We start from the raw sequence: 26,375 nt of genomic DNA on the forward strand, positions 1-26,375 counted from the left end.
TGCGTCGCATGCGAGTTACGCTTCGCCGGGGGCGAGCGCAACGATGGCGAGGGCGTGAATGCCGTTTTGCATCAAATCGGCTAGCGCATCATACACCAGGCGGTGACGCGCCACGCGGTTACGTCCGGCAAACGCGGCGGAGACGATTCGGACATTGTAATGACCGCCTGACGCGGCACCCGCATGGCCGGCATGACGGGCGCTGTCGTTTTCGAGGGTGAATTCGAGCGGAGCGAGCGCAGCCGTGAGGCGCGCTTCGATTTGCTGTTCCATGGTCATGGCAGTGACTTCCTGACGGACGTTATTCGTCCTGTTTGATGTACTTTGCGAGCCACAGGCTCTGCACGACGATGAACACGACCATCAGGCCCATGCCGCCGAAGAGCTTGAAGTCGACCCACGTGTCGGTCGAGAAATGGTAGGCGATGACCAGGTTCAGCGCGCCCATCGCGAGAAAGAACAGCGCCCAACTGAAATTCACCGCCCGCCACAGGGGATCGGGCAACGCCATCTGCTTTTCCATCATGGCGCGAATGAGGTTCTTGTCGAAGATGAGTTCGGCGACGAACAGCGTGATCGAGAAGAGCCAGTACAGCGCCGTGGGCTTCCATTTGATGAAAGTCTCGTCGTGCAGCAGCATGGTCGCGCCGCCGAACACCACGATGATCGCCAGGCTCACCCACTGCATGGGCTCGACCTTGCGGTGACGCAGCCACATCCAGATGACTTGCGCAATCGTCGTCGCGATGGCGATGCCGGTCGCGACATAGATGCCGGCAAACTTGAAGGCAACGAAAAACAAGATGACCGGTAACAGGTCGAAAAAGAATTTCATGAAGTCTCGACTTGGGGGCTTCGGGGGGAATCGCCGCCGAGCGTCAGGTGCCAGGCGGCAAACCCGCATTATATTTCAAAGCCCCGTTGCGGGAGGCGGCGAATATCCGCAAGCGCGTCGCGTCGGCGTAGCACCACACTGCATGCCGTCCTCACGCGGGTGCCGGTTGGGCGCCTTATTGCAGGATTTCGATACGCTTGACGTCAATATCGTTGGCACGAAGGTGATGGCGGTCGACTTCGCCGGTGATGCGCACCCGCGTCTTGTCGTTGATCTGGTGGCCGGGCGGCAGGTATTTGTCGTCGAGTTCAATGACGATGGTTCTGCCCGTGTCGTCGCGGAACGTGTAGTGCTCGTGCCTGAGCCGGTTGACGATATAACCCTCGATGACGGCCATGGCGTCGTCAGGGGCGTTCAGTGCCTGTCCGATCGTCGCGATATGCGGCATGGCCGACGGTACGACCACGCTGCCGGTCATCGCGGTACCTGCCGACGGCCCGACGTACTGCGCGATAGCCGGTGACGCACCCAAGGCGCCGACCAATGCCATCGCCGAGAAGATCAGGGGTGCGAAGCGAATATTTCGACGAGTCATGAGCGGCGTTTCCTGTGTTCCGTTGAGGGAGCGCCAGCTTACCAGACGGGCGAACCGCCTCGGGACGCCCACCGGTGAGGGATGTCCCAAAGCGCTCGCTCTCCGCTGCGAATGGATCGAATTCACCGGCGAGGCGCCGGCGTGCTCACGCGCTCAGTCGTCGACCGGCTTGTCGGACTGGCCGCCCTTGCCCTCGAAGTCGAGTGATGCCGAATTGATGCAATAGCGCAGTCCGGTCGGCTGCGGGCCGTCTTCGAACACGTGTCCGAGGTGGGCGTCGCAGTTGTGGCAACGCACCTCCACGCGAACCATGCCATGGCTGTAATCCATCACCTCGTCGATGCCGGACTTCTCGATGGGCTTCGCATAGCTCGGCCAGCCACAACCCGCGTCGAACTTCTCCGTCGATTCGAACAGCGGCGCGCCGCAACAGACACAGCGGTAGGTACCGTCTTGCCAATGATCCCAGTAACGGCCGGTGAAGGCGCGTTCGGTGGCGGCATGACGCGTGACCTCGTACTCGACGTCGTCGAGTTGGGCCCGCCAGTCGGCGTCGCTTTTTTCCACTTTGCTCATGAATGAAGTCTCCTGATGGGCGGCGGCCCCGAGGGTGCCGCCGCACGTCGTCTATCGTCAGACCTGGCCCAGATGGGGGCGCCGAGCCGTTTTTTCAATGCGTGACGGCCCGCTGCCGCCCCGTCGCTGCCGGTCCGTGCGGTCGATCAAGACGAGCAACTGACCTCGATCTGCCCGGCCCAGTCGGGCGGCAACTCGGCGTAACGCGCATATTCGGGCTGTTCATCGTAGGGGTGCGAGAGCACCTTGAGCAACGTGTCGACTTCCGAAAAGTCCTTTTCGCGTGCACGCCGGATCGCGACTTCGGCCAGATGATTGCGCAGGATGTACTTCGGATTGACAAGCCGCATCGCGACCGCACGTTTGGTATCGGTGCTCGCCTCGTGGCGCAGTCGCGCACGATAATCCACGGCCCAGGCGTCGAAGCCGGCGCGATCGATGAACATGTCGCGCAGCGGCGCGTCGCCGGCGGGGCGCTCCAGTTCAAGCGTGGCCAACGTGCGGAAAAGGTGCGTGAAGTCGACGCGTCCCTCGTGCATCAATTTGAACAGCCGGTTGATAAGCGCTTCGTCGTCGGCATGCGATTCGCGCAATCCAAGCTTCGCGCGCATGCGCAAATCGATTTCCTCGGCAAATCGGGTCTTGAACACGGGCAGCACCGACTGCGCCTGCTCGATCGCCGCCTCGCCCTCGCCGAACAGCGGCAGCAGGGCCTGGGCGAGACAGAAGAGGTTCCAGTACGCCACGTTCGGCTGTGCCTGATAGGCGTAGCGTCCCTGCGAATCGGAGTGGTTGCAGATGTGATGCGCGTTGAAGCTGTCGAGAAAGCCGAACGGGCCGTAATCGATGGTCAGGCCGAGAATCGACATGTTGTCGGTGTTCATCACGCCGTGACAGAAGCCCACCGCCTGCCAGTGCGCAACCAGCTCGGCCGTCGCATCGCAAACGGCGCCGAGCAGGGCGAGGTAGGGGTTGGCCTCGTCGCGACAGTGCGGGTAGTGATGATCGATCGTGAAGTCTGCGAGCTGGCGCAGCGCGCCGTGCCGATCACCTGCCCAGAAATGCTCGAAATGTCCGAAGCGAATGAAGCTCGGGGAAAGGCGCGTGACCACGGCCGCCGTCTCGACGGTTTCGCGGCGCACGGGGGCATCGGAGCCGATCACGCACAGGGCGCGCGTGGTCGGCACGCCCAGATGGAACATCGCTTCCGAGCCAAGGAACTCCCGAATCGACGAGCGCAGCACGGCGCGTCCGTCGCCCATGCGCGAATAGGGCGTGAGTCCGCCGCCTTTGATCTGGATTTCCCAGCGCCCGCCGGGGCCGTCCGACTCACCGAGCAGCAGCGCCCGGCCGTCCCCCAGTTGGCCGGCCCACACGCCGAACTGGTGGCCCGAATAGACGCTGGCGAGCGGATCGCCGCCGGGCAACGGGATATTACCGGCGAACGTGGCCACGAATTCCGGGTCGTGTGCTGCCTCGGGCGACCAGCCAAGCAGGCGCGCCGCGTCGGTGGAAAAGCCAACAAGGTACGGTGCGGGTAACGCTTGCGGCGCGAGGCGCGTGTAGAAGTCGGGGCCGAGCGCCGCAAAACGGTTTGCCAACGGCAGCGGTCCGAAGGGCTTGAGTGACGCGGAAACAGCGGCGGAGCGGTCGGATGCCGGCATTGGGGATGTTCCTGAAGGTGAATAAACATTCTACTTGAGGTGCCCGTCGCGTGCTGCCGGCGTGCGGGCGCGGGCGTTCTTGCCCATCTGCTGCGCCGCACAAGCGATGGGCGTTGACCCGGCGCGCGCGCGCGTCAAGAATGATTCAGCGCGATTCGGTGACGTGGCGACGTGCACGAGCCGGCACGCGGCTGCCACCTCAATCGACGAAGCACGACAGCCCGACGGCGAGTCACCCGTAACGTCCCGTCATTCCGGCTTTCCCGATTTCCCCGACTTTCCTGGAGATTCGACGCATGGCAACACCGCTCCTCGGCCAGATGATGGCTGCGCCGCTCCTGATTCCCTCGTTGCTCACCCATGCCGCCCGTCACCACGGCGACACCGAGATCGTGTCACGTCGCGTCGAGGGCGACATCCACCGCTATACCTGGCGTGACGCCGAGCACCGTTCCCGCCAACTCGCGCAGGCCTTGCGCCGCCTGGGCGTGGGCGACGGCGAGCGCGTGGCCACGCTGGCGTGGAATGGCTACCGTCACCTCGAGCTGTACTACGCCATCTCCGGCATGGGCAGCGTGGTGCATACAGTGAACCCTCGCCTGTTTCCGGAGCAGATCGCCTACATCGTCAATCACGCCGAAGACCGCTATGTGGCCTTCGATATCAACTTCCTTGGGCTGATCGAGACCATCGCACCGCAGTGCCCGTCGGTGCAGGGCTGGATTGCGATGACCGATCGTGCGCATCTGCCGGCCTCGCGCCTGCCGCTGCTGTGCTACGAGGATCTCATCGGCGTTGAAGACGGCAACTTCCCGTGGCCGTCGATGGACGAGAACACGGCCTCCGGCCTTTGCTATACGTCGGGCACGACGGGCCACCCGAAAGGGGTGCTCTACAGTCATCGCTCGACGGTGCTGCATGCGTTTGGTGCGGCGCTTCCCGACGCCATGGACATGTCGGCGCGCGACGCCGTGTTGCCTGTGGTGCCGATGTTTCATGTCAACGCGTGGGGCCTGCCGTATTCGAGCGCGCTGGTGGGCGCGAAGCTGGTCTTCCCCGGCAAGGACCTGGACGGCAAGTCGCTGTACGAACTTTTCGAAGCGGAGGGCGTGACGTTCTCCGCCGGGGTGCCGACTGTCTGGCTTGGGCTGCTCACCTATGTGAAATCGATCGGCGCGCGCTTCTCGACGCTGGAGCGCACGGTGATCGGCGGCTCGGCCTGTCCGCCGGCCATGCTGCGAACGTTCGAGGTGGACTACGGGGTGCGCGTCATCCACGCGTGGGGCATGAGCGAGATGTCGCCGCTGGGTACGCTGTGCCATCTGCGCAAGCATCATCGCGACCTGCCGGCCGAGGCGCAGCAGCATATTCTCGAGAAGCAGGGGACGGCGATCTACGGCGTCGACCTGAAAATCGTAGGCCCCGACGGCGAGGAACTGCCGTGGGACGGCAAGGCGTTTGGTGATCTGTACGCGCGCGGACCATGGGTGCTGGATCGCTACTTCCGCGCCGATACCTCGCCGCTGGTCGACGGCTGGTTCCCGACGGGCGACGTGGCGACGATCGACCCCGAGGGCTACGTGCAGATCACGGATCGCAGCAAGGACGTCATCAAGTCGGGGGGCGAATGGATCAGCTCCATCGATGTCGAGAACGTCGCGATGGCGCATCCTGAGATCCACGAGGCGGCGTGCATCGCCATTCGCCACCCGAAATGGGAGGAGCGGCCGCTGCTGGTGGTCGTTCGCAAGCCTGGCTCCACGCTCACGCGCGAGGCCGTGCTGGCGTTCTACCAAGGGCGCGTCGTGAAATGGTGGATCCCCGACGACGTGGTCTTCGTCGACGAGATTCCGCATACGGCGACGGGCAAGATGCTCAAGCTCAAACTGCGAGAAGCGTTCCGCGATTATCAGGCGGCGCCGTAGGATCTCGGCCATCGCATCCGGGGCGACGGCGTTGACGGCGTCCGGGATGCGATGGCATTCGCCGCGAAGGCGCTCGGAACCGTCTGATCCAAAATGCGGAGGGTGCCCGAAATCCAGCAGTGACGCCATTTTTCGGGCCATCCCGTACGGCCCGGGGCGCCCATCCCCTCTATAATGTCAGCCTGAATTTTCCCTGGATGCGGCAGTCTCTGCCGCGCCGTTCGTTGGTCTTGCCGAAGGAGACGCCGTGCATCTGCTGAGTGCCACCACCGGCCTCGTGCTTGTGAACGGTGTGAGCTATGGCTTGTTGCTGTTCATGCTGTCGAGCGGGCTCACGCTGATTTTCAGCATGCTGGGCGTGCTGAATTTCGCGCATGCGAGTTTCTACATGCTCGGCGCGTACTTTGCCTACACGTTCTCGGCCACCGTCGGGTTCTGGCCGGCGCTGGTCGCTGCACCGCTGATCGTGGGGGCGATCGGGGCCGCGTTCGAGCGCGGCGTGTTGCGGCGCTTGCGTGCGCGCGGTGCGCTGGCGGAACTGCTGGCGACGTTCGGGCTCGCCTACATCGTGGTGGAGTTGGTCCAGCTCGCCTGGGGACGCGGCCCGGTCGATTATGGCGTGCCGCCGGCCTTCGAAGGCGTGCTCGTCCATGTGGGGGGCATCGCCGTGCCCGCGTACCGGCTGTTTCTGATGGGGCTGTCGTGCTCGATTGCCTTGATCGTGTGGGGGGTGTTTCGCGCGACGCGGGCCGGGTGGATATTGCAGGCCGCACTCTCGCAGCCTGCGATGACGCAGGCCCTTGGTTACGACGTGCCTGCGCTCTACACGGGCGTGTTCGCCGGTGGCGCGGCGCTGGCGGCGCTGGCTGGGGCGGCGGGAGGCAATGTGCTGGTGACGGAACCGGGCATGGCGGCAACGGTCGGCAGCGTGGTATTCGTCGTGGTCGTCGTCGGCGGGCTGGGCTCGCTGGGTGGGGCGTTCGCGGCATCGCTGCTGATTGGCCTGCTCCAGACATGGGCCGTGACTAGCGATGCCAGTCTCGCGCAGTGGTGGCCGCAGCGCCTGGGGGGAACTGACGGCGGTGCGGGCGCTGTGGAAGCGATCCGAGCGGCGGTCGCGCCGATGTTGCACCTGAGCGTAGCGCAACTCGCGCCGGCGGTGCCCTATCTGCTGATGGTGGCGGTGCTGCTATGGCGTTCGCGCGGGCTGTTCGGCGTGCGGGAGGGGTGATGGACAACGTGATCGCCGGGGCGCCAGCGACTGCGCCCATGTCGTGGCGACGCCGGGTGGGCGTGTGGTTGGCCTTTGCGGCCGTCCTTGGTCTGGCACCGTGGTGTTTTCCTTCCGATGCCGCACTGACCTTGATGACGCAGATGGGGACCGCCGCCATTCTCGCGCTGTCTTTCAATCTGCTGCTCGGTTCAACGGGCCTGTTGAGCTTCTGTCACGCGACGTATGCGGGCATTGGGGCGTACGCGGGCGTGTGGTGCATGAATCGTATCGGCGCACAGGGGCTGCCGCTGTCGATGGCCGTCGTGCCGCTCGCCGGCGCGCTGGCGGCCGGGGTGGCGGGCGCGACGCTCGGTTTCGTCACGACACGTCGTGCCGGAATGACCTTCGCGATGATCACGCTGGGCATGGCGGAGCTTGTCTGGGTCCTGGCCGCGATGTTGCCCGAATGGTTTGGCGGCGAGCGAGGCATTCCGACCGACCGTACGCTTGGCGCTGCGTGGTTCGGGGTGACGTTCGCGACGCAGCGCGACATCTACGGGCTTGTCGCCGTGTGGTTGTTCGTCTGCATGGCCTTGATGTACGGCATTACGCGGACGCCGCTGGGGTTCCTGGCGCGCGCCGTGCGCGACAACGCGGTGCGGGTTGCCTTTCTTGGTCCGTCGCCGTCGGCGGTGCGCTACCGCATGCAGATACTGGCGGCCGCGTTCGCGGGGGTGGCGGGTGCGCTGGGGGCATTGAATTTCGAACTGGTCAGTGCCGATGCCTTCAGTCTGGAGCGCTCCGGTGTCGTGCTCGTGTTCACGGTGCTGGGCGGCACAACATACTTTGCGGGGCCGATCGTGGGCGCTGTCGTCGGCGTGTTTGCGACGGTGATGCTGGCGACACTGACGCGCGCCTGGCAGCTCTATCTCGGGTTGGGCTTCCTTGCCGTTGTGCTGTTCGCGCCGGGCGGTATCGCCGGATTGATCGCGGGGCATGGGCGCGCCTGGCGCACTGGCATGGTGCGAACGCTGTGGAGGCCCTATGCGGCGGTGTGCGCTGGCCTGGCGACGTGCGTCGGCGGCTTGATTGCCATTATCGAAATGACTTACGGTGCACGTCTCGCGAGCGACGTCGGGCTGACGGCGGCGGGCGGCTTGAGTGCGCACGCGGGACCCGGTACGTGGGGGATGGCGACAGTGGCGGTCATGGCGGGGTGGGTCATCGTCAGGCACGCCGGGCGTGAGTTGCGACGCAGGGTGGCGGACGCGCTACGCTCGACGGAGGACGGGCGATGAGGCCCGCAGCCATCCCTACCGATTCGTCGGGTCCGGCACTGAGCGTGCGAGGCGTGCGCCAATCGTTCGGGCCAACGCGGGTGCTGTGCGGCGTCGATCTGACGCTCATGCGCGGCGAGCGGCTTGCCATCATTGGTCCCAACGGCGCAGGCAAGAGCACGCTGTTCGACGTCATCACGGGCAGGACCCGACCCGACGGCGGACGTGTCCTGATGAATGCGCGGGATGTCACCGGCCGGGCGCCGCACGTCATCAGCCGGCTCGGTCTGTCGCGCAGTTTCCAGACGTCGCAGTTGTTCGGGCACATGAGCGTGATCGACCATCTGCGGTGCGCCGGACTCTGGCCGGGCGGCCATCGCTACACATTCTGGCGGCGAATGCGCGGGCTGGATGACGTGACGCAGCGTAGCGAGCAGTGGTTGACGCGTCTTGGCCTGTCGGCGCGGCGCGACGTGCCGGCGGGGGCCCTGAGCTACGCGGAGCAACGCGTGCTGGAAATCGGGCTGTGCGCGGCGTCGGCGGGCAGCGTCATGTTGCTCGACGAGCCGACGGCGGGGATGAGCCAGTCCGAGTCCGCGCGGATGGTGGCGCTGATCGCCGACCTCAGTCGGGGTCGCTCGCTGTTGATGATCGAGCACGACATGCAGGTGGTCTTTTCGCTGGCAGACCGAATCGCGGTGCTGGCGCGTGGCGCGATCATCGCGTGCGACACGCCCGCGCGCATTCGTGCGCATCCCGATGTGCGTACGGCGTATCTCGGGGAATATGCGGATGACATCGACGAGGCCCCTGCCGGGGAGGTACGCGATGCTTGAGTTGATCGGCGTGAGCGCCGGATATGGTGGCAGCCGGGTGTTGCACGGGGTGACGATGCACGTTGCACCGGGCGAGATCGTGGCCGTGCTTGGGCGCAATGGGGCAGGGCGCTCCACGCTCGCCCGCGCGATCATGGGGCAGTTGCCGCGCGAGGGGGACATTCGCTGGCAGGGGCAATCGCTCACGTCGCTGGCGCCGCATCAGATCGCCCGGCTGGGCATTGGCTATGTGCCGGAGACGCGTGACGTCTTCGGGCCGCTGAGCGTCATGCAGAATCTCTGGCTCGGGCAGCGGGCGGGCAAGGCGCGTGCGGTGCGGCGACCGTCCGCCGCAGATCGCGCGCTCACGCTTGCCCAGGCATTCGAGCGCTTCGAGGAACTGGCGCCGCGTCGCGATGCGCCGGCGGCATCGCTGTCCGGTGGCGAGCAGCAACTGCTTTCCCTGTGCCGGGCGATGATGACCGGCCCCGATCTGCTGATCGTCGACGAGCCGACCGAGGGCCTCGCACCGCGTGTGGTCGCGCGCATTGGCCGGATCCTGACCGATTTGCGTGCGAGCGGCGTCGCCATCCTGCTCATCGAACAGAAGCTGTCGCTCACGCTTAGTTGCGCGCAGCGCGTCGCGGTGATGGGACGGGGCACCCTCGTCTTCGAGGGCACGCCCGATGCGCTGGCCGGCGCGTCTGGGATTCGCCGTGAATGGCTCGAGGTGTAGCGCTGCGCTAGAATCGAGCGATCGTCTTGCCGCTGCCAGCGGGCCTGCAGCGCCCCGAATGACGCACGGCATCAATGCACACAGCCCCCAAGACTATAAGGAACGAGACAAGCATGAGCACGGTTTATGAGGTTCGTGACGGCGTGGCCGTCATCACGCTGGAAAATCCGCCGGTGAACGGCTTGGGACACGCCACGCGCGCAGGCATCGCCGAGGGGCTTGCGAAAGCCCAGGCCGATGACCAGGTGCGCGCCGTGGTGCTGATCGGCGGTGGCAAGGCGTTCTCCGGCGGGGCCGACATCCGCGAATTCAATACGCCAAAGGCAACGCAAAGCCCGCTGCTGGTCGATGTGATCGCCGCGCTCGACGCCTGCGCCAAACCCGTCGTCGCGGCCGTCCACGCAGTCGCCATGGGGGGCGGGCTCGAATTGGCGCTCGCCTGTCACTATCGAGTGGGGTTGCCCGGCGCGCAGATCGCGTTGCCTGAGGTCAAGCTGGGCCTGTTGCCGGGCGCGGGAGGTACGCAGCGTCTGCCGCGTGCCATCGGTGTCGCGCGTGCGCTCGACATGGTGGTCACGGGCCGTGTCGTGAAGTCGGAGACGCTCGTGGGCACACTCTTCTCGACGCTGTTCGAAGGCAGCCATGACGACCTCCTTGCGGGGGCCATCGCCTTTGCCGGCGACGTCGCCTCGCAGGGCGGCATACTGCCGCGGTTGCGCGACGCGGCCATCGACGACGCCGACGGGGCGGCACAGGCCGCGATCGATGCCGCGCGTGAGAAGGTGCAGCGCGAACAACCCCATTTCCCCGCGCCGCAAAAATGCGTGGCTGCCGTCGAGGCCGCACTGCAACGCCCGTTCGACGACGGCGTGAAGTTCGAACGCGAGTGCTTCGTGACGTTGGTCAGTTCGCCGGAGTCGAAGGCGCTGCGTCATGCCTTTCTCGGCGAGCGCGCGGCTGCCAAGATCGCGGACGTGCCGGACGATACGCCGGTGCGCACCATTGAGCGCGTCGCTGTCATCGGGGCCGGGACGATGGGCAGCGGTATTGCCATGACCTTTGCCAACGCCGGGATGCCGGTGACGTTGGTGGACACGACCGAGGCGGCGCTTGCCCGTGGCATCGAAGGGATGCGGGGCAACTACGCTCGCGCGGTGACGCGCGGAAAACTCTCGGCGGATGAGGCGCAGAAGCGGTTGGCGCGCATTCACGGCAGTACCGATTTTGCGTCGGTGGCCGACGCCGACCTGATCGTCGAAGCCGTGTTCGAGGAAATGGCCATCAAGCAGGTCGTGTTCCGAGAGCTCGACAAGGTGGCCAAGCCAGGGGCGATCCTGGCGTCGAACACATCGACGCTCGATCTCGATGCCCTGGCCGCGACCACGTCGCGGACGCAGGACGTCATCGGCATGCATTTCTTCAGCCCGGCCAACGTCATGCGCCTGCTTGAGGTGGTGCGCGGCGCACAGACGGGCAAGGACGTGCTGGCAACGGTCATGAAGCTGGCCAAGCGCATCGGCAAGCTCGCCGTGGTGGCGCGCGTCTGTGACGGGTTTATTGGTAACCGCATGCTGGAGCCGTATTTCAAGCAGTCCCAATGGATGGTTGAGCAGGGCGCGACGCCCGCGCAGGTCGACGGCGCCATCGAACGCTTCGGCTTCGCGATGGGCCCGTTCCGCACGAGCGATCTGGCCGGGAACGACGTCAGTTGGGCGATTCGCAAGCGCCGGCACGCCGAACATCCCGGCATCGTCTATCCCAAGATTGCCGACGTTCTGTGCGAAGCCGGGCGCTACGGCCAGAAGACGCACGCCGGTTGGTACGACTACGCCGAGGGGGATCGCGCGCCGCATGCGTCGGCCAAGGTCGGGCAGATGATCGACGACTATCGCAAGGCGAACGCTATCGTGCCGCGCACCTTCTCGGACGACGAGATCGTCGATCGGCTCGTCTACGCGCTGGTCAACGAAGGCGCCAAGGTGCTGGCCGACGGCACGGCGGCCCGCGCGTCGGACATCGACATGGTGTATCTGAACGGCTACGGCTTTCCGTTGTGGCGCGGCGGGCCCATGCACTATGCCGACACGGTGGGGCTCGACAAGGTACTCGCGCGAGTGCGCGAGTTTGCGCAAGACGCGCACGGCGAGGACTGGACGCCGGCCGCGCGGCTCGTCGAGCTGGCCGACGCCGGCAAGCGTTTCAACGCATAGGCGAGGCAAGCGCGACCGGGACGCGATGTGCCGGTCGCTGCGCTGAATGAGGGGCAAGTGAATGAAACCGATGGACGAAGTGCTGCTCGTGATCGACGTGCAGAACGATTTCATGCCCGGCGGCGCGTTGGCCGTTCCCCTCGGCGACGAGGTGGTCCCCGCGATCAACGCCTTGGCGGGCAAGTTTGCCCAGGTGGTGTTGACGCAGGACTGGCATCCCGCGGGGCACGTGTCGTTTGCCAATAATCACGCGGGACGCCAGCCGTTCGAGACGGTTGCCCTGCCATACGGCGAACAGGTGCTGTGGCCGACACACTGCGTGCAGGAGACGCCTGGTGCCGCATTGCATGCCGGACTGCATATTCCGCATGCGCAGGCGGTGGTGCGCAAGGGGTATCACGGGGATGTCGATAGTTATTCGGCGTTTCTTGAGGCGGATCGCAAGACGCCGACCGGCCTGGCGGGGTATTTGCGCGATAAAGGGGTGAGACGTGTGCATTGCGTAGGGTTGGCGACGGATTTTTGCGTGGCATGGAGCGCGCTCGACGCCAAGGCGGCGGGCTTCGATGTCTGCGTGATCGAGCATGCCTGTCGTGCCATCGATCTCAACGGCTCGCTCGCCAATGCGTGGGCGTCGCTGAGTGCGGCCGGTGTGTCGCGCGAGTGAGTCGCGGACGACGGATTGAATACCAGACGCGGCACGTGATGCGCTGCGTCGCAAGTTGATGGAATGGCGATGGACAAGCTTTACCGTATTGGCCAGTGCGGCCGGGGTACCCGATGAGTGCGCTATCGATTCGATCCGGGTTTATCGATCATCTCGGCATTGAACTGCTGCGTGCCGAGGGGGGCGAGTCGGAACTGCGGCTCCCGCTGGCGCCAGAGCATCTCAACAGTTGGGAGGTCATGCATGGCGGTGTGACGATGGCGCTGCTCGATGTCGCGTTGAGCACCGCCTGCCGGAGCGTGGCGCCGGAAGGCACGGGCGTGGTGACGATCGAGATGAAGACGAGCTTCATGCAGCCCGGTGCTGGCGAGATGCGGGCGTTCGGCCGCCTGCTGCACCGCTCGACGACAATGGCCTACTGCGAGGGCGAGGTGCGTGACGCCGACGACAAGCTCGTGGCCAAGGCGATGGGCACCTTCAAGTATTTGCGCCGGCTTGCGGTCGGACGCGACGTTCGCCAGCAGCGACGCCCGGGCGAAGCGCGCGGCGACTGACGGATAGCAATGCCTTCGGCCACCGTGTGTCGCTATCCATCACTGTCCCTCACGGCCCATGACGGTCAGTCGACCCATCAATGATGTTACCGCGGGGCAATGCGACGTCGAGAAGTCGCAGCGTCTCGCCAATGCGGAGAGAATGCCATGACGATCAACCGTCAGATTCTGCTGGTGTCGCGCCCCAAGGGCGAAGCCACGCTCGAGAACTTTCACCTGGCCGCGCCGGAATTGCCGGAAATCGGCGACGGGCAGGTGCTGGTCCGCAATTTCTATCTTTCCCTCGATCCGTACATGCGCGGGCGGATGAACGACACCAAGTCGTACGCGCCGCCGCAACCGCTCGACACGGTGATGATCGGGGCGACCGTGGGCGAAGTGATCGAATCGCGCCATCCGGACTGGCACCCGGGTGACCACGTTGCCGCCATGTTCGGCTGGCAGGAATACGGCGTTTCGGACGGCAGCAACCTGCGCCGTATCGACGACGCGCGCATTCCGATGAGCGCCTACCTGGGCGCGGCGGGAATGCCGGGCGTGACAGCCTGGTACGGCCTGAACCGGATCATCGCCCCGAAGGCGGGGGAGACGGTCGCCGTCAGCGCGGCGTCGGGGGCCGTGGGCAGTGTGGTCGGTCAATTGGCCAAGGGCGCCGGTTGTCGCGTGATCGGGATCGCGGGAGGCGCGCAGAAGTGTGCCTATGTCGTGGAGACACTGGGATTCGATGCGTGCATCGATTACAAGGCTGGGAACCTTGACGAGGCGCTGCGTGCCGCGGCACCGGACGGTATCGATGGTTATTTCGAGAACGTTGGTGGCCAGGTGTTCGATGCGGTCATGCGCAATCTCAATGCCCATGCGCGCATCGCGCTGTGCGGCATGATCTCCGGCTATAACGGCGAGCCCATTCCGCTGAAGTATCCGGCGCTGCTGTTGACAAACCGGGTGCGGCTCGAGGGCTTCATCGTGACCGAGCACATGGACGTCTGGCCGCAGGCACTGAAGGAACTGGCCGACGCCATCGCCGCGGGCGAGCTGCGTTATCGCGAGACGATGGCGCAAGGTATTGAGAATGCGCCTGCCGCGTTTCTCGGCCTGCTCAAGGGCGAGAACTTCGGCAAGCAGATCGTGAGACTGGTTTGACGGGGGACCAGCGCCGACGGCGGGCGCTATCGAGCGAGTGCGCGATGGGTGGCGAAGGTGAAATTGCGGCGGCCGGACAAGATCTCAGGCGCCTGGCCTGGTGTCACGGTGACTTCGGTCATGTCGACCGTGCCGTCACGATGGTAGCGAAGCAAGGTCGTGCATCGGGTTCCATAGGCGGCCGACGCGATGAACGCCGCCGATAGCGAGCGTTCCCAGGTGCGTGAGACGCCCGTCTCGGGCAAGGCGCTGTCGGGGGCTTCGGCGGCGTCGCGCATGATCCGCAGCAGGCTGGCGTCGTCGGCATCATGAGTGAGCGCGTGGATGAATGCCTCGCGACGGCTGACCAGCTTCGGCCACGGCGTGTCGAGCACGGCGTTGGACAGGCCGTGGACGCCGGGCGCGATGGCCTGGGCGAGCGGCATGGCGAACGGGGCGGGCGCGGTGCCACCGACATGATGGGCGCGATTGCCGAGCCAGAACAACTTGCCCGCCGGCAGGTCGCCCGCGAGAAGATTGAACCCGGCGTACTCGTGCGCATGCCGTTCGATGCGGATCAGATCGTCGTCGAACGATGTCGCGTCCAGCATGGCCGAGACCAGCAGGCCGCGTGACGGCGCGTCTTTCGGTGCCATCGGTGCGCGGCCGTCGCGGAAGTTTGTGAGTGCACTGAAGCGTCCTGCGCGATTGATGCCCATCCACGTACCGCCGCCGCGTAAATCGCGGCCGGCGAGGACGTCCGGGCGGTCTCGCCACCAGTGCAGCGGCTCGGCAGGACGCTCGAAGAATTCATCGCGATTGGCCAGCAGGACCAGCGGCGTGGCGGCGTCAGGCTGCCAGGAGAAGACGATCAGGCACATGCCGGCGGGGCGTCGACAACGTCCACAAAGCACTCGGCGTGCCGCTCGCCATCAATGAGCGCCGTCAAGCCGGACTCGACGGCCAACGGGGTCAGCGCCGCGACGAACGCATGGCCAACACCATCGTAGCGCTCCATCCAGGTCGTGGTGCCGGCGGCGGTGTCGCGGGCGGAAGCGTTGTCGCGCCATTGCAGACGCCCGCTGACGCCGAAGCGCGTCGCCGTCAACGCGAAGAGCCGTGCGACGGCGAGGCGGGCGGCGCCAGCGTTGTGCGACGAGACGCGATAGTAGACGTAACAGTCCATCGTCCGTTGCGGGGGCGGCCGAATCAGGACGCCACCGCAGACGACGCGGGCGGTTCCGTCGGGTCGACGATCTCGTACGGCAGTTCAGCGAAGACCAGTGCGGGGCCATCGGCGGTGCCCAGCCGCACGTCGTCGGCTTCGCGCGCGGCGAGCTTCACTTCGATGAGTACGTCGTAGCCGCCATTCGGTGCCGGCGCGGCTTGCACGACCATGCCGCACGGCTGCCCAGGGTCGCTCGCCTCGATGAGTTCCTGACCCGGTGCGGGTTGCGCGCCGTTCACATGGGCCAGATGCAGGCGCCGTTTGATGGTGCCGCGATATTGACTGCGCGCGACGACTTCCTGTCCTGGATAGCATCCTTTGCGGAAATTCACGCCGCCAACGACTTCCCAGTTCACCATCTGCGGAACGAACTGTTCCTGCGTCGCGGTCGTAACACGCGCCACGCCGCTGTGCACATCCAGCCACGCCGCCAGGGCCGGGTCGACGGCCACCAGCCCGGGGGCTTGCGTCAGCAAGGCCCAGATCTCGGCGGCGTTCGCCGCAGGTACGCTCCACAGGAAGCGCGAGAGCGAGCGCGCCGTGCCGGCGGCGGGCAGACGGATCACGCTGGTCGAGGCGTCGCCGAGCGTGGCGTGGGCAACGGCGAGCGGCGCGACGGGCAGCACGCCGAACGTGTTCGCGAGAACGGCCTCCGCCGCCGGGCCACCAGCCTGCAGCAGCACGTGCGTGGCCGCCGCGTCCGTCAGCTTGGCCTTGGCCCGCAGGACGAACATTGACAGACGTTTCTGCACGGCAGCCTGAACAGCGGCATCGCACGCTAGATAGATCGTGGCGTCGGCAGACGCGTCGCGCCACATCAGGAAGGTGGCGAGCAGGCGCCCCTTGGCCGAGCAGTAGCCTGCCAGGCGAGCCTGTGCGGGAGCGAGACGCTCGACGTCGTTGGTCAGTTGGCCGTGCAGGAAGGCGGCCGCGTCGGCGCCGCTCACGGCGATCAGGCCCGTGTCGCTCGCGAGCGAGACGAAGCTGCCGGTTTGCAGGGCGTGGAACTGCGCGGCGCGTGCGCTCGCGTCGGACGAAACATCGGGGGAAGCCACGGCTGCCGCTTGCGGCAGGAGATCACGCCATTGGGAGGTCATAAATAGGGGTGCCTGTCAATCTGTGAGGGTTCGGCAAGTCAAAGTATTATATTGGGTCTTCCGCCAGAACGTGCGAGCCGGGTTCGACGCGCAAAACGCGCCTCTCGACGCCGTCGTCGCCACGCCAGTCCGGCTGACCGAGTCCCCCGAACCCGCTGCCGTGATCCGACGGCTTACCTGCAATTCATGTCTGTCATCAAACGCCTGTTCGTACTGTTGCTTGTCGCTGCGCTCGTGGCGGGCGGCGCCTTCTATTACTGGGCGCAAGCCCCCTTGCAGTTGAGCAAGCCAACGCTCGACGTCACGATCAAGCCCTACAGCTCGGTGCGCAGCGTGGCCGCGCAATTACGCACGGGCGGGGTGCCGGTGCACCCGCTGCTGTTCAATCTGCTTGCCCGCGTCATGGACGTGGGGACCAAGCTCAAATCGGGCAACTACGAGTTTGCGACTGGCATCACGGCGTTCGAGGTGATGGAAAAGCTCGCGCGCGGTGACGTCAACCAGTATGTGGTGACCATCATCGAAGGCTGGACCTTCAAGAAGATGCGTGCCGAACTGGACGCGAACCCAGCGTTGCGGCATGACACCGCCGGGCTTCCCGATGCGGACCTGATGCAGCTCGTGGGCGCCGATCGTGCGCAGGCCGAGGGGATGTTCTTCCCCGACACCTACCTGTTTCCGAAAGGCACCAGCGACATCGACATTTACAAGCGGGCCTATCGGCTGATGCAGAAGCGCCTGGATGAAGCGTGGGCCGCGCGTGCCCCAGGATTGCCTTACACGACGCCGTACGAGGCGCTTATCATGGCATCGCTCGTCGAGAAGGAAACGGGGCAGGCGGTCGAGCGTGGCCAGGTCGCGGCCGTGTTCGTCAATCGGTTGCGCAAGCGCATGCTGCTGCAGACCGATCCCACGGTGATCTACGGCATGGGGGACCTGTATGCGGGGCGCTTGCGCAAGCGCGACTTGCAAACGGATACGCCCTACAACACCTATACCCGCGCCGGACTGCCGCCGACGCCGATCGCCCTGCCGGGCGTGGCGTCGCTTGCCGCGGCGCTGAATCCCGCGCCGACGGACGCACTGTACTTCGTGGCGCGTGGCGACGGCACAAGCCATTTCTCGACGAACCTCCAGGAGCACAATCGCGCCGTGGACAAATATCAGCGAGGTGAGCAATGACGCATTCCCCCGAGGCGCCGGCCGCGGTGCCGGGTAAGTTCGTGACGTTCGAGGGCATCGACGGCGCTGGCAAGAGCACGCACGTCAACGCTTTTGTCGACACGCTGCGTCAAGGCCTTGCCACCGTGGGGCGCAGTGTCGTCGCCACACGCGAGCCGGGCGGTACGCCGTTGGGCGAGGCGCTGCGCAAGCTTGTGCTCGATGCGCCGATGGACCTCGAGACCGAGGCGCTGCTGATGTTTGCCGGGCGCCGGGAGCATCTGGCGAAGGTGATCGAACCTGCGCTCGCGCGCGGCGACTGGGTCGTCTCCGATCGCTTCACCGATGCGACGTTTGCCTATCAGGGCGGCGGCCGGGGGCTGTCGCGCGAGAAGTTGACGATTCTGGAGCAGTGGGTACAGGGCACGCGTCAACCCGACCTCACGATTCTGTTCGATCTTGATCCGGCGATTGCCGCTGCGCGGCTGGCGGGCGCCCGGGCGCCGGACAAGTTCGAGCGCGAATCGACGGCGTTTTTCACGCGCGTGCGAGACGAGTACCTGCGTCGCGCCAAGGCTGCGGCCGGGCGATTCGTCGTGATCGACGCCGCGCAAAGCATCGACGCCATTGCCGGAGAACTCGCGGGCGTGTTCGCCCGTCTGGGTGTGCCCGGGCACGGACCGCGCTGACGCGCGATAATCCCTCGATAATCCGCTGGTTCGACCGACGCATCTACCGGCCAAGGAGCCCACATGCTGTATCCCTGGCAGTCACAGGACTGGAAACGCCTTAACGACCTGCGCGCCCAGATGCCGCACGCGCTGCTGTTGCAGGCCGTGCCCGGCATCGGCGAGCTGGCGCTTGCCCGCACGTTCGCGCAGGGGCTGCTATGCGAATCGCTGCGCGACGATTATCTGCCATGCGGCACGTGCGGTGCGTGCCAGTGGTTCGCCAGCGGCAACCACCCCGATTTCCGCGCAATCTGCCCGGAGGCATTGGCCGACAGTCTGCCCGGCGCCGAGGCGCGTGCGGAAGCCGATGGCGACAAGAAGACCAAGACGCCGAGCAAGGAAATCAAGATCGAGCAGGTGCGCGAGGTGATCGACTTCGCGAGCCTGGGGTCGCACCGTCAGGGGCGACGCGTGGTGCTGCTCTATCCGGCCGAGACACTCAACGTGCATGCGGCGAACGCTCTGCTCAAGACGCTCGAAGAGCCGCCCGAGGGCGTGATTTTCCTGCTGGTGACGACACAGCCGGATCGTCTGCTGCCGACGATTCTGTCGCGTTGCCGTCGTGTGGTGCTGACCCGGCCGGACCACGCGCAGGCGACGCAGTGGTTGATGAGCGATGCGGGACTCGACGCTGCCACCGCCGCTGCGGTACTGGCCGAAACGGGCGGGGCGCCGCTGGCCGCCCGCGCGCTGGCCGAGCCGGGCGAGCGTACTTGGCGCGACTGGCTGCTCGGACAGTTGGCGCAGGGGGCGGTCATTGATGCCTTCGCCTGTGCCGAGCAACTGCACAAGGGCAATCTGCCCGGCATTCTTGAAACGCTGCAACGCTGGTGCTTCGATGTGCTCGCCGAGCGCATGGCCGGCACCGTGCGTTTTTTCCCGGCGCACGAGCAGGCGCTTCGCCGTTGCGGTGACGCGACGGACGACGTGCGCCTGCTCGGCTTCCTGCGTGAGCTGGCGCAGCAGCGCCAGGTGCAGAATCACCCGCTCAATACCCGCGTGCTGCTCGAGGCGCTTTTCCTGCAATACCAACAGTTGTTCGGTGGGCCGGCGTCGCTTTGATGCAGGGCACCGGCTACCGATCGCACATCATGTTCATCGATTCGCACTGTCATATCAATTTCCCGGAGTTGGCCGAGCAGATGCCCGACTTGCTCGCCCGCATGCGTGAGAACCAGGTGAGTCACGCGCTGTGTGTCTCGGTCGACCTGCCCACGCTGCCGCAAGTGCTGGACATCGCGGCAAAGTACGATAACGTGTACGCCTCGGTGGGGGTCCATCCCGATTACGAGGACACACCGGAGCCGAGCGTCGACGATCTCGTGCATCTGGCCGCTCACCCGAAAGTGGTGGCGATCGGCGAAACCGGCCTCGACTACTATCGGCTCGAAGGCCGCAGCATCGAGGACATGGCGTGGCAGCGCGAGCGCTTTCGCACGCATATTCGTGCCGCGCGCGCCACGGGCAAGCCGCTCATCATTCACACGCGCGCGGCCGCCGAGGATACGCTGCGCCTCATGCGCGAAGAGCACGCGGGCGAGCCCGCCGGCGTGATGCACTGCTTCACCGAAAGCTGGGACGTCGCACAGGGGGCGCTCGATCAGAACTTCTATATCTCGTTTTCCGGCATCGTCACGTTCAAGAGCGCCCGGGATTTGCAGGACGTGGCGCGGCGCGTGCCGCTCGAGCGCATGCTGATCGAGACGGATTCGCCGTACCTCGCCCCCGTGCCGTATCGCGGCAAGCTCAATCAGCCAGGCTATGTGCGCCATGTGGCCGAATTTATCGCAGACCTGCGCGGCGAGCCGCTGCAGAAGATTGCCGAGGCGACGACGGAAAACTTCTTCCGCCTGTTTGCCACGGCAAAGCCCTGATCCGTGCGCCTCGTTCGACGCCGAACGCCCCGATTGACCCAACTGCCTTTTCGTTATTCACCGGACTACCGACAGGAGCCCCCGATGCGCAAATTTTCGATGATCCGAGCCTGGATGCTGCTTAGCGTGCTTTGTCTGACGGCGTGCGCCACGGCGGCCACGTCCAACAGCGCCCTGGTCAAGGCGGTCGTCTTCAACGACACGAAGGCCATTGCCCAAGCGCTCAAGGCGGGCGTCGACCCGAATTCGACGGACGAGAAGGGCAATCCGCTGCTGGTGATCGCCATGCGCGAAAAGTCGGTGGACGTTGCGCGCCTGCTCATCGACGACAAGCGTACGGATCTGGATGCGACCAACGCGGCGGGAGAGAACGCGATGATGATCGCGTCGCTGCAAGGTCTCACGCCGATGGTCAAGCTGCTGATCGACAAGGAGGCCGAAGTCAACAAGAAGGGCTGGGCGCCGCTGCATTACGCCGCGACCAACGGGCATGACGACATCGTGCAGATCCTGCTGGACGCGTCGGCCTACGTCGACGCCGAGTCGCCCAACGGGACCACGCCGCTCATGATGGCCGCGCGCGGCGGTCACATCACCACGTGCAAGGTGCTGCTCGATGGCGGCGCGGATGTCCGGCTGAAGAACCAGATCGGCATGACGGCCATCGACTTCGCCAGGCAGGCCAACCAGAAGGAAATCGCGGACGGTCTGCAAAAGCGTCTGGCGCAGGTGCAGCAATCGCGTCCGGCCGGCAAGTAACCCGGCCTGCTGCGCGTCGCGGCAGGCGCCCGGCCGGTCGCGCCGGCGCGTCGTGCGGCGCGCCGACGCCTTCCGGCCCGCTCATCCACTCAGGCGGCTGCCGGTTGCGTACACAGCAACGCATCGGGTTCGACAGCGCTCGCTGGGGCGCACAGGTCGGCGATGAAGCGGTTGCGCCACGTCGACAGATTGTGCTCGCGCAGCGTTGCCATCATGCTGGCATGGCGCGCCTGGCGCTCGGACGGTGACATGTTCAGCGCCGTGCGCAGCGCGTCGGCCATGCTGTCGATGTCGTAGGGGTTTACGATCAGCGCGCCGTCCAGTTCCTGAGCGGCGCCCGCAAAGCACGACAGCACCAACACGCCCGGATCCTCCGGGTCCTGCGACGCCACATACTCCTTCGCCACGAGATTCATGCCGTCGCGCAGCGGCGTGACATAGCCTACCTGCGATGCCCGGAAGAACGACATCAACACTTCGTGATCATAGCGCTTGTTGATATAGCGAAGCGGCGTCCAGGCCAGATCCGAGAAGCGGCCGTTGATATGACCCGCCTCGGCTTCCAACTGGCGGCGAATTTCCCCGTAGCCCGCGACGTCCGAGCGGCTGGGCGGCGCCACCTGGACGAAACTCACGGTCCCTTGCTGATTCGGCCATAGTTCGAGCAAACGCTCGAAGCCGCGAAAGCGTTCGAGCATCCCCTTCGAATAGTCCAGACGATCGACGCTCATGATGAGCTTGCGCTCCTGCAGCCCCTGCTTCAGGTCGAGGATGTGCTTGACCGTCGCACGCGCGGTAGCCTGCTGCGCAATCTCGTCGGGATAGACGCCAATCGGGTAGACGCCGGTGCGCAGGGTGCGGCCGAAGGCCGTGACGGTGCCGTCGTCGTGCAGCGTGGCCCCGGCGTGCCGCACGAGGTAGTCGGTGAAGGCCGTGCGGTCGGTCTCCGTCTGAAAGCCGACGAGATCGTACTCGCACATCGCGCGTACCAGGGCTTCGTGCGGTGGCACAGTCATGAGCACCTGCGGCGAGGGGAACGGAATATGCAGGAAGAAGCCGAGTCGCTGCTGCACGCCGATCTGCCGGCAGGCCTGCGCGAACGGCAGCAGATGGTAGTCGTGCACCCAGACGAGGTCGTCGTGCTCGAGCAACGGCGCGAGCAGCGCGGCAAAGCGCGCATTGACGTGGCGGTAGCCATTGTAATCGTCGCGCTGGTACCGCGTGAGGTCGTCGCGATAGTGGAACGTCGGCCACAGGGTCGCGTTCGAAAAGCCACGGTAGTAGGTGTTGTAGTCGCGGCGCGTAAGCGGCACGGTCGCGAACGTGACGTTGTTGCGATGAGCGATCTCGGGCGAAGTGGCCGGCGTGGCATCGATTTCACCGTTCCAGCCGAACCACAGGCCCCCGGTGTCCTTGAGCGCTTCGTACACGCCGATCGCCAGTCCGCCAGCGGTCGGCTTGCCCTCGGTAATGGGAGCGACCCGATTCGATACGATGACCAAGCGACTCATGCGCCATTCTCCTTTGAGGACTGCGGCGGGCGGGCGTCGTGCAACGTCAGCAGCCACGCCGTGAGGGCCTCCGGCGAGGGCAGCCGGTGGCGGGCACACGTCTGGCCGTCGCCGATCTTGATCGTGATGCCGCCCAGTGCGTTGACGTCGGCAAACCCGGCCTCATCGGTGAGGTCATCGCCCGCAAAGAGTGGCGTTCGTCCGGCGAACGGGGCCTCACTGAGCAGGGTGGTGATGGCGCGGCCTTTGCTGACGTGGCGAGGGCGTAGCTCGAAGACCAGCTTGCCGGGTTGCAGCACGAAGCGCTCGGCATGCAATTCGGCCAGGGTGCACATGGTGTCGCGGGCAACGCTCGCCAGTTCGGGCGCGCCACGGTAGTGCAGGGCGAGCGCGCTGCCCTTGTTCTCCAATAATAGGCCAGGGTGCTGGGCAACGAGCGCGTGCAGCGGCGCGATCATCGCCGCAATGCGTTCCGTGTCGGCGGCGTGGCCCTCGGTGCGCACGAGTTCGCCGTCGGCGTGCCGGATCTCGGCGCCGTGCAGGCCGGCGGCGGGAACGCGCAATGGGGCGAGCAGGCCGTCGATATCGTCGATGGCGCGTCCGGAGACGACCGCGATCGCGCCACATGTTCGCTGGAACAGGCTGGCGAGCACGCTGGCCGTGTCGCCCGGCAGCCTGACGGCATCGGGACGCGCCGCGATCGGCGCCAGCGTGCCATCGAGGTCGAAAAAGAAGGCGACCGTGGCGACATCAACGTCGCAAGTGTCGGCCGGTGTCGTGTTCCGTGGGGCGGGCGGGGAAGGCGCTAGGGGTTGCATGACACTCCGTCGCTATCGTGCCGCAGGTCGATAAGTCATAACCGGGGCCGAGCGGCGGGCGCTGGGGGGAGGGTAGACGAGAGGTGACTTGCGGCGGTTCAGTGGGCGGGAACGCGGACATCTGCGCGGATACCTACATCGTAACCGCTCAAAAAGCGACAGGGAGTCGTCCTTTCTATGAAATGTCTGTCGGACGACGCCTACAAGGCTTCGAAAGTAAAGTTGATTTTGAATATGAGAATCGTTTGCAATAACATTCAACAATTGCCGTAAAGTGCGCCATCGGCGATGGCGGCACGGCATCCCTGCCGCGCACGCGCCAGTCCCGGCGAACCGATGTGCGCCGGATGATAACGATGATGAAAAGACTCTGGTTTCAGTTGCATTGGGCCTTCGGCATTAGCGCCGGGCTGGTGCTGGCGGTCGTCGGCCTGACCGGCGCGATGCTTTCCTATGATGACGCGCTCACACGGGCCTTCAGCCGGGGCGTGATGACCGTGGCTGTGCGCGACACGCCGCCGCTGCCCATTCCCGAGTTGCTCGCGCGGGTCCATGAGGCGGCACCCGACCGGCGCGTCCTGCTCATGACGGTGACACACACGCCGCAAGACGCCGTCGGTGTGCGCCTGTCCGTGGGCGACGGGCCGCGCGGCGAGACCTATTTCGTCGATCCCTACAGCGGGCGGATGCTTGGCCGCTCGCAGGCTGACGCCGTCTTCCGGTTCATCATGGACGTTCACCGTTTCCTGACGGTCGACGGCGTCGGCAAGCAGATCACGGCGGCGGCCACGTTGCTGCTGTTCGTGCTGGCACTCAGCGGCCTGTACCTGCGTTGGCCGCGCCGGATCGGCAACTGGCGCGCGTGGTTTCATATCGATCTCAAGAAGCGGGGGCGGCCGTTCCTGTGGAACCTGCACGCGGTGATCGGCACGGTAGTGCTGGTGCCGTATCTGCTTTCGGCGACCACGGGCCTTTACTGGTCGTACGACTGGTGGCGCGGCATGCTGTTTTCGATCGCGGGCGTAGCGCAGCCAGTGCGCAATAAGCCGGCCACGTTGCCGACGCGGGGTATGCAGGGGGCGGGCAAGCGAGCCGCGCTGCCGGATCTGGCCGCGACGACGGCAAACGAGATGGCCACCGCCTGGCGCAGCTTCACCGAGCAAGTGCCGGACTACACGAAGGTGTATTGGCGTCCGGCGCAGAAGCCCGGTGGGCCGCTGCAGGTGACGTGGCTCGATACATCGGCGCCGCACGAGCGGGCATTCAGCCGCATGGAGGTCGATGCGGCATCCGGCGCGATTCGCAACGAAGACCGGTATGCCCGCAAGACGACGGGGGGGCAACTGATGACGAGCATCTACGCGTTGCATCGCGGCAGCTTCTTCGGGCAGGCCGGCGTCGTCGTCATGATGCTCTCGAGCCTGATGATGCCGGTGTTCTTCGTCACGGGCTGGATGCTTTATCTCGACCGTCGCAAGAAGAAACGTTCGCTGGCGGCGTCGCGCCCGATCGGCGCTAGGCATGGCCCGCCGGCGGATGCGCGGGATGCGTGCGCGCAGGACGGGGTGCTGATCGGCTACGCGAGCCAAAGTGGCGTGGCCGAAGGCCTCGCATGGCAGACGGCCGGCATGCTCGAGGGCGCGGGCGTCCCGGCGCAGATCCAGCCGCTGGCGTGCATCGGCCAGGGGCAACTCGGCGCGGCCAGGCGAGCGCTGTTCATTGTCAGCACGTTCGGTGATGGCGAGCCCCCCGACAGCGCACGCCGTTTTGCGCAGCAATTGATGAATCAGGCGATGGCCTTGCCAGCATTGCGTTTCGCCATGCTCTCGTTGGGGGACAGTCATTACGACCGATTCTGCGGATTCGGCCGCAAGCTCGATGGATGGCTGCGCGCGCAGGGGGGCGTGGCCGCGTTCGATCCCATCGAAGTCGACCGCGGCGATCCGGGCGCTTGGGCATGCTGGCAAGAACGGCTGGGGGAATGGCTCGGCCATCCGCTGACGGTGACGAAGCCCCAGGATGGCCCCCATTTCCAATCATGGACGCTCGTGGAACGCGACCTGCTCAATCCCGGCAGCATCGGTTTGCCTGCCTATCACCTGGCATTCAGGCCGCCGCCGGGTGCCCGATGGGTGGCGGGCGATCTGGTCGAGGTACGGCCACGCCACACGGCCGCGCGCGTTGGGACTTTCCTTTCGGGAAGCGTCTGGGCGTGCAATGTGGCGGTGCGCGTTGGCGAGCGCGAGACGACGCTGGGCGACGCGTTGCGCGATCGCGTCTTACCCAGTGCCGCGCCGCGGGCGGGGGTCGATCTGCGGGATTGGCTGGCGCGTCTGGCGCCGTTGCCTGTGCGTGAGTATTCGATCGCCTCGGCCGGCGACGAGGGGCAACTGATGTTGTTGGTGCGCCAGATCCGCCATCACGATGGCACGCTGGGCCTGGGGTCCGGCTGGCTTACCGAGGGCGCGGCGTTGGGCGAACGCGTGGTGATGCGTGTGCGTGCGAATCCCGGTTTCCACGGTCCGGCAACGGCGCGCGGCATGATCCTGATCGGCAACGGTACGGGGTTGGCCGGACTGCGCGCGCACCTTGCCGAGCGCGTGGCACAGGGGCAGCAGCGCAACTGGCTGATCTTCGGTGAGCGCCAGGCGGCGCACGACAGCTTTTACGACGCGACGTTGCGCGCGTGGCAAGCGCAGGGCGGCATGGTGCGCCTCGACCGTGTGTATTCGCGCGACCAGACGCCGGGCCGCTATGTGCAGGATCGGGTGCGCGAAGCGGCGCGGGACATCGCGGCCTGGGTGGCGCGGGGGGCGTCGATCTATGTGTGCGGCAGCCTCTCCGGCATGGCGCCTGCGGTGGATGCCGCGCTGGCCGAGGCGATCGGGACGGACGCCCTGCTTGACCTGTCGGCGCAGGGTCGTTACCGGCGCGACGTCTATTAGCGGTGCCCCGGTGGTGTGCTAACGTAGTGACAGGGCTCGATCTCGATCGGGCCCGCTCTCCG

General features: G+C 65.9%; 25 protein-coding genes. 15 read left to right on the forward strand and 10 right to left on the reverse strand.

Annotation, left to right across the window (positions count from 1 at the left end; translation table 11 throughout):
* Positions 1-15 precede the first annotated feature (15 nt).
* The 5 genes from PTE31013_RS13305 to PTE31013_RS13325 form a co-directional block, all read right to left on the reverse strand.
* A complete protein-coding gene (locus tag PTE31013_RS13305) occupies positions 16-279 on the reverse strand; it encodes a BolA family protein (RefSeq protein WP_150613258.1) in 264 nt (87 codons plus the stop codon).
* Between the two features lie 22 nt (positions 280-301).
* On the reverse strand, positions 302-835 hold the full coding sequence (locus PTE31013_RS13310; protein ID WP_150613259.1) for a septation protein A: 534 nt from the start codon (positions 833-835) through the stop codon (positions 302-304).
* Between the two features lie 175 nt (positions 836-1,010).
* Positions 1,011-1,430, reverse strand: a complete 420-nt coding sequence (locus PTE31013_RS13315; RefSeq protein ID WP_150613260.1) for a YgiW/YdeI family stress tolerance OB fold protein — start codon at positions 1,428-1,430, stop codon at positions 1,011-1,013.
* 153 nt (positions 1,431-1,583) lie between these two features.
* On the reverse strand, positions 1,584-2,006 hold the full coding sequence (gene msrB, locus PTE31013_RS13320) for a peptide-methionine (R)-S-oxide reductase MsrB (RefSeq protein WP_150613261.1): 423 nt from the start codon (positions 2,004-2,006) through the stop codon (positions 1,584-1,586).
* 146 nt (positions 2,007-2,152) lie between these two features.
* The gene (locus PTE31013_RS13325; RefSeq protein ID WP_150613262.1) at positions 2,153-3,670 is read right to left on the reverse strand and encodes a protein adenylyltransferase SelO; all 1,518 of its coding nucleotides are present in this window, start codon (positions 3,668-3,670) and stop codon (positions 2,153-2,155) included.
* A gap of 296 nt (positions 3,671-3,966) precedes the next feature.
* On the opposite strand from PTE31013_RS13325, the gene PTE31013_RS13330 reads away from it, so the two are divergent.
* From PTE31013_RS13330 to PTE31013_RS13370, 9 genes are all read left to right on the forward strand, one after another.
* Complete coding sequence (locus PTE31013_RS13330) at positions 3,967-5,595, forward strand: 3-(methylthio)propionyl-CoA ligase (RefSeq protein ID WP_150613263.1); 1,629 nt, start codon at positions 3,967-3,969, stop codon at positions 5,593-5,595.
* A 247-nt stretch (positions 5,596-5,842) separates the two neighbouring features.
* The gene (locus PTE31013_RS13335) at positions 5,843-6,826 is read left to right on the forward strand and encodes a branched-chain amino acid ABC transporter permease (RefSeq protein WP_150613264.1); all 984 of its coding nucleotides are present in this window, start codon (positions 5,843-5,845) and stop codon (positions 6,824-6,826) included.
* Positions 6,826-8,106, forward strand: coding sequence for a branched-chain amino acid ABC transporter permease (locus tag PTE31013_RS13340; RefSeq protein ID WP_150613265.1), 1,281 nt, complete (start codon positions 6,826-6,828; stop codon positions 8,104-8,106). The genes PTE31013_RS13335 and PTE31013_RS13340 overlap by 1 nt, the downstream gene beginning before the upstream one ends.
* Positions 8,103-8,921: an ABC transporter ATP-binding protein gene (locus tag PTE31013_RS13345; RefSeq protein ID WP_150613266.1), complete on the forward strand. Its 819-nt coding sequence runs from the start codon at positions 8,103-8,105 to the stop codon at positions 8,919-8,921. Before PTE31013_RS13340 ends, PTE31013_RS13345 begins: the two co-directional genes overlap by 4 nt.
* A complete protein-coding gene (locus PTE31013_RS13350) occupies positions 8,914-9,636 on the forward strand; it encodes an ABC transporter ATP-binding protein (protein ID WP_150613267.1) in 723 nt (240 codons plus the stop codon). Before PTE31013_RS13345 ends, PTE31013_RS13350 begins: the two co-directional genes overlap by 8 nt.
* 113 nt (positions 9,637-9,749) lie before the next feature.
* Entirely contained in the window at positions 9,750-11,846 is a 2,097-nt protein-coding gene (locus tag PTE31013_RS13355; RefSeq protein ID WP_150613268.1) for a 3-hydroxyacyl-CoA dehydrogenase NAD-binding domain-containing protein, read from the forward strand.
* Between the two features lie 61 nt (positions 11,847-11,907).
* Positions 11,908-12,513 (forward strand): bifunctional nicotinamidase/pyrazinamidase, encoded by a 606-nt coding sequence (gene pncA, locus PTE31013_RS13360; protein WP_150613269.1) that lies wholly within the window; start codon positions 11,908-11,910, stop codon positions 12,511-12,513.
* 113 nt (positions 12,514-12,626) lie between these two features.
* On the forward strand, positions 12,627-13,067 hold the full coding sequence (locus tag PTE31013_RS13365) for a PaaI family thioesterase (protein WP_150613270.1): 441 nt from the start codon (positions 12,627-12,629) through the stop codon (positions 13,065-13,067).
* Positions 13,068-13,214: 147 nt separating this feature from the next.
* The gene (locus tag PTE31013_RS13370) at positions 13,215-14,210 is read left to right on the forward strand and encodes an NADP-dependent oxidoreductase (RefSeq protein WP_150613271.1); all 996 of its coding nucleotides are present in this window, start codon (positions 13,215-13,217) and stop codon (positions 14,208-14,210) included.
* A gap of 26 nt (positions 14,211-14,236) precedes the next feature.
* Here PTE31013_RS13370 and PTE31013_RS13375 read toward each other — a convergent pair whose 3' ends face one another.
* From PTE31013_RS13375 to ygfZ, 3 genes are read right to left on the reverse strand one after another with little or no spacing between them, the layout of a single operon-like run.
* Positions 14,237-15,070, reverse strand: coding sequence for an NRDE family protein (locus PTE31013_RS13375; RefSeq protein WP_150613272.1), 834 nt, complete (start codon positions 15,068-15,070; stop codon positions 14,237-14,239).
* Complete coding sequence (locus PTE31013_RS13380; RefSeq protein ID WP_150613273.1) at positions 15,061-15,375, reverse strand: DUF4936 family protein; 315 nt, start codon at positions 15,373-15,375, stop codon at positions 15,061-15,063. The genes PTE31013_RS13375 and PTE31013_RS13380 overlap by 10 nt, the downstream gene beginning before the upstream one ends.
* Positions 15,376-15,398: 23 nt before the next feature.
* Entirely contained in the window at positions 15,399-16,514 is a 1,116-nt protein-coding gene (gene ygfZ / locus PTE31013_RS13385) for a CAF17-like 4Fe-4S cluster assembly/insertion protein YgfZ (protein WP_150613274.1), read from the reverse strand.
* 186 nt (positions 16,515-16,700) lie between these two features.
* Between ygfZ and mltG the strand changes: the two genes are divergently transcribed.
* The 5 genes from mltG (at position 16,701) to PTE31013_RS13410 (ending at position 21,039) form a co-directional block, all read left to right on the forward strand.
* A complete protein-coding gene (mltG, locus tag PTE31013_RS13390; RefSeq protein WP_150613275.1) occupies positions 16,701-17,696 on the forward strand; it encodes an endolytic transglycosylase MltG in 996 nt (331 codons plus the stop codon).
* On the forward strand, positions 17,693-18,364 hold the full coding sequence (gene tmk / locus PTE31013_RS13395) for a dTMP kinase (protein WP_150613276.1): 672 nt from the start codon (positions 17,693-17,695) through the stop codon (positions 18,362-18,364). The genes mltG and tmk overlap by 4 nt, the downstream gene beginning before the upstream one ends.
* 63 nt (positions 18,365-18,427) lie before the next feature.
* Complete coding sequence (holB, locus tag PTE31013_RS13400; protein ID WP_150613277.1) at positions 18,428-19,468, forward strand: DNA polymerase III subunit delta'; 1,041 nt, start codon at positions 18,428-18,430, stop codon at positions 19,466-19,468.
* Positions 19,469-19,497: 29 nt separating this feature from the next.
* Positions 19,498-20,280, forward strand: a complete 783-nt coding sequence (locus PTE31013_RS13405) for a TatD family hydrolase (protein WP_150613278.1) — start codon at positions 19,498-19,500, stop codon at positions 20,278-20,280.
* Positions 20,281-20,364: 84 nt separating this feature from the next.
* Complete coding sequence (locus PTE31013_RS13410; protein ID WP_150613279.1) at positions 20,365-21,039, forward strand: ankyrin repeat domain-containing protein; 675 nt, start codon at positions 20,365-20,367, stop codon at positions 21,037-21,039.
* Between the two features lie 89 nt (positions 21,040-21,128).
* Here the strand turns inward: PTE31013_RS13410 and otsA are convergent, their stop codons facing one another.
* Positions 21,129-22,550 (reverse strand): alpha,alpha-trehalose-phosphate synthase (UDP-forming), encoded by a 1,422-nt coding sequence (gene otsA, locus PTE31013_RS13415; RefSeq protein ID WP_150613280.1) that lies wholly within the window; start codon positions 22,548-22,550, stop codon positions 21,129-21,131.
* Positions 22,547-23,368 (reverse strand): trehalose-phosphatase, encoded by an 822-nt coding sequence (gene otsB / locus PTE31013_RS13420; RefSeq protein ID WP_150613281.1) that lies wholly within the window; start codon positions 23,366-23,368, stop codon positions 22,547-22,549. Before otsB ends, otsA begins: the two co-directional genes overlap by 4 nt.
* A gap of 356 nt (positions 23,369-23,724) precedes the next feature.
* Here otsB and PTE31013_RS13425 point away from each other — a divergent pair, with 356 nt between their 5' ends.
* The gene (locus PTE31013_RS13425; RefSeq protein ID WP_174978555.1) at positions 23,725-26,313 is read left to right on the forward strand and encodes a PepSY domain-containing protein; all 2,589 of its coding nucleotides are present in this window, start codon (positions 23,725-23,727) and stop codon (positions 26,311-26,313) included.
* Positions 26,314-26,375 lie beyond the last annotated feature (62 nt).

The organism is Pandoraea terrigena (genome assembly GCF_902459705.1).
In the GTDB taxonomy this organism is placed as follows: Bacteria; Pseudomonadota; Gammaproteobacteria; order Burkholderiales; family Burkholderiaceae; genus Pandoraea; species Pandoraea terrigena.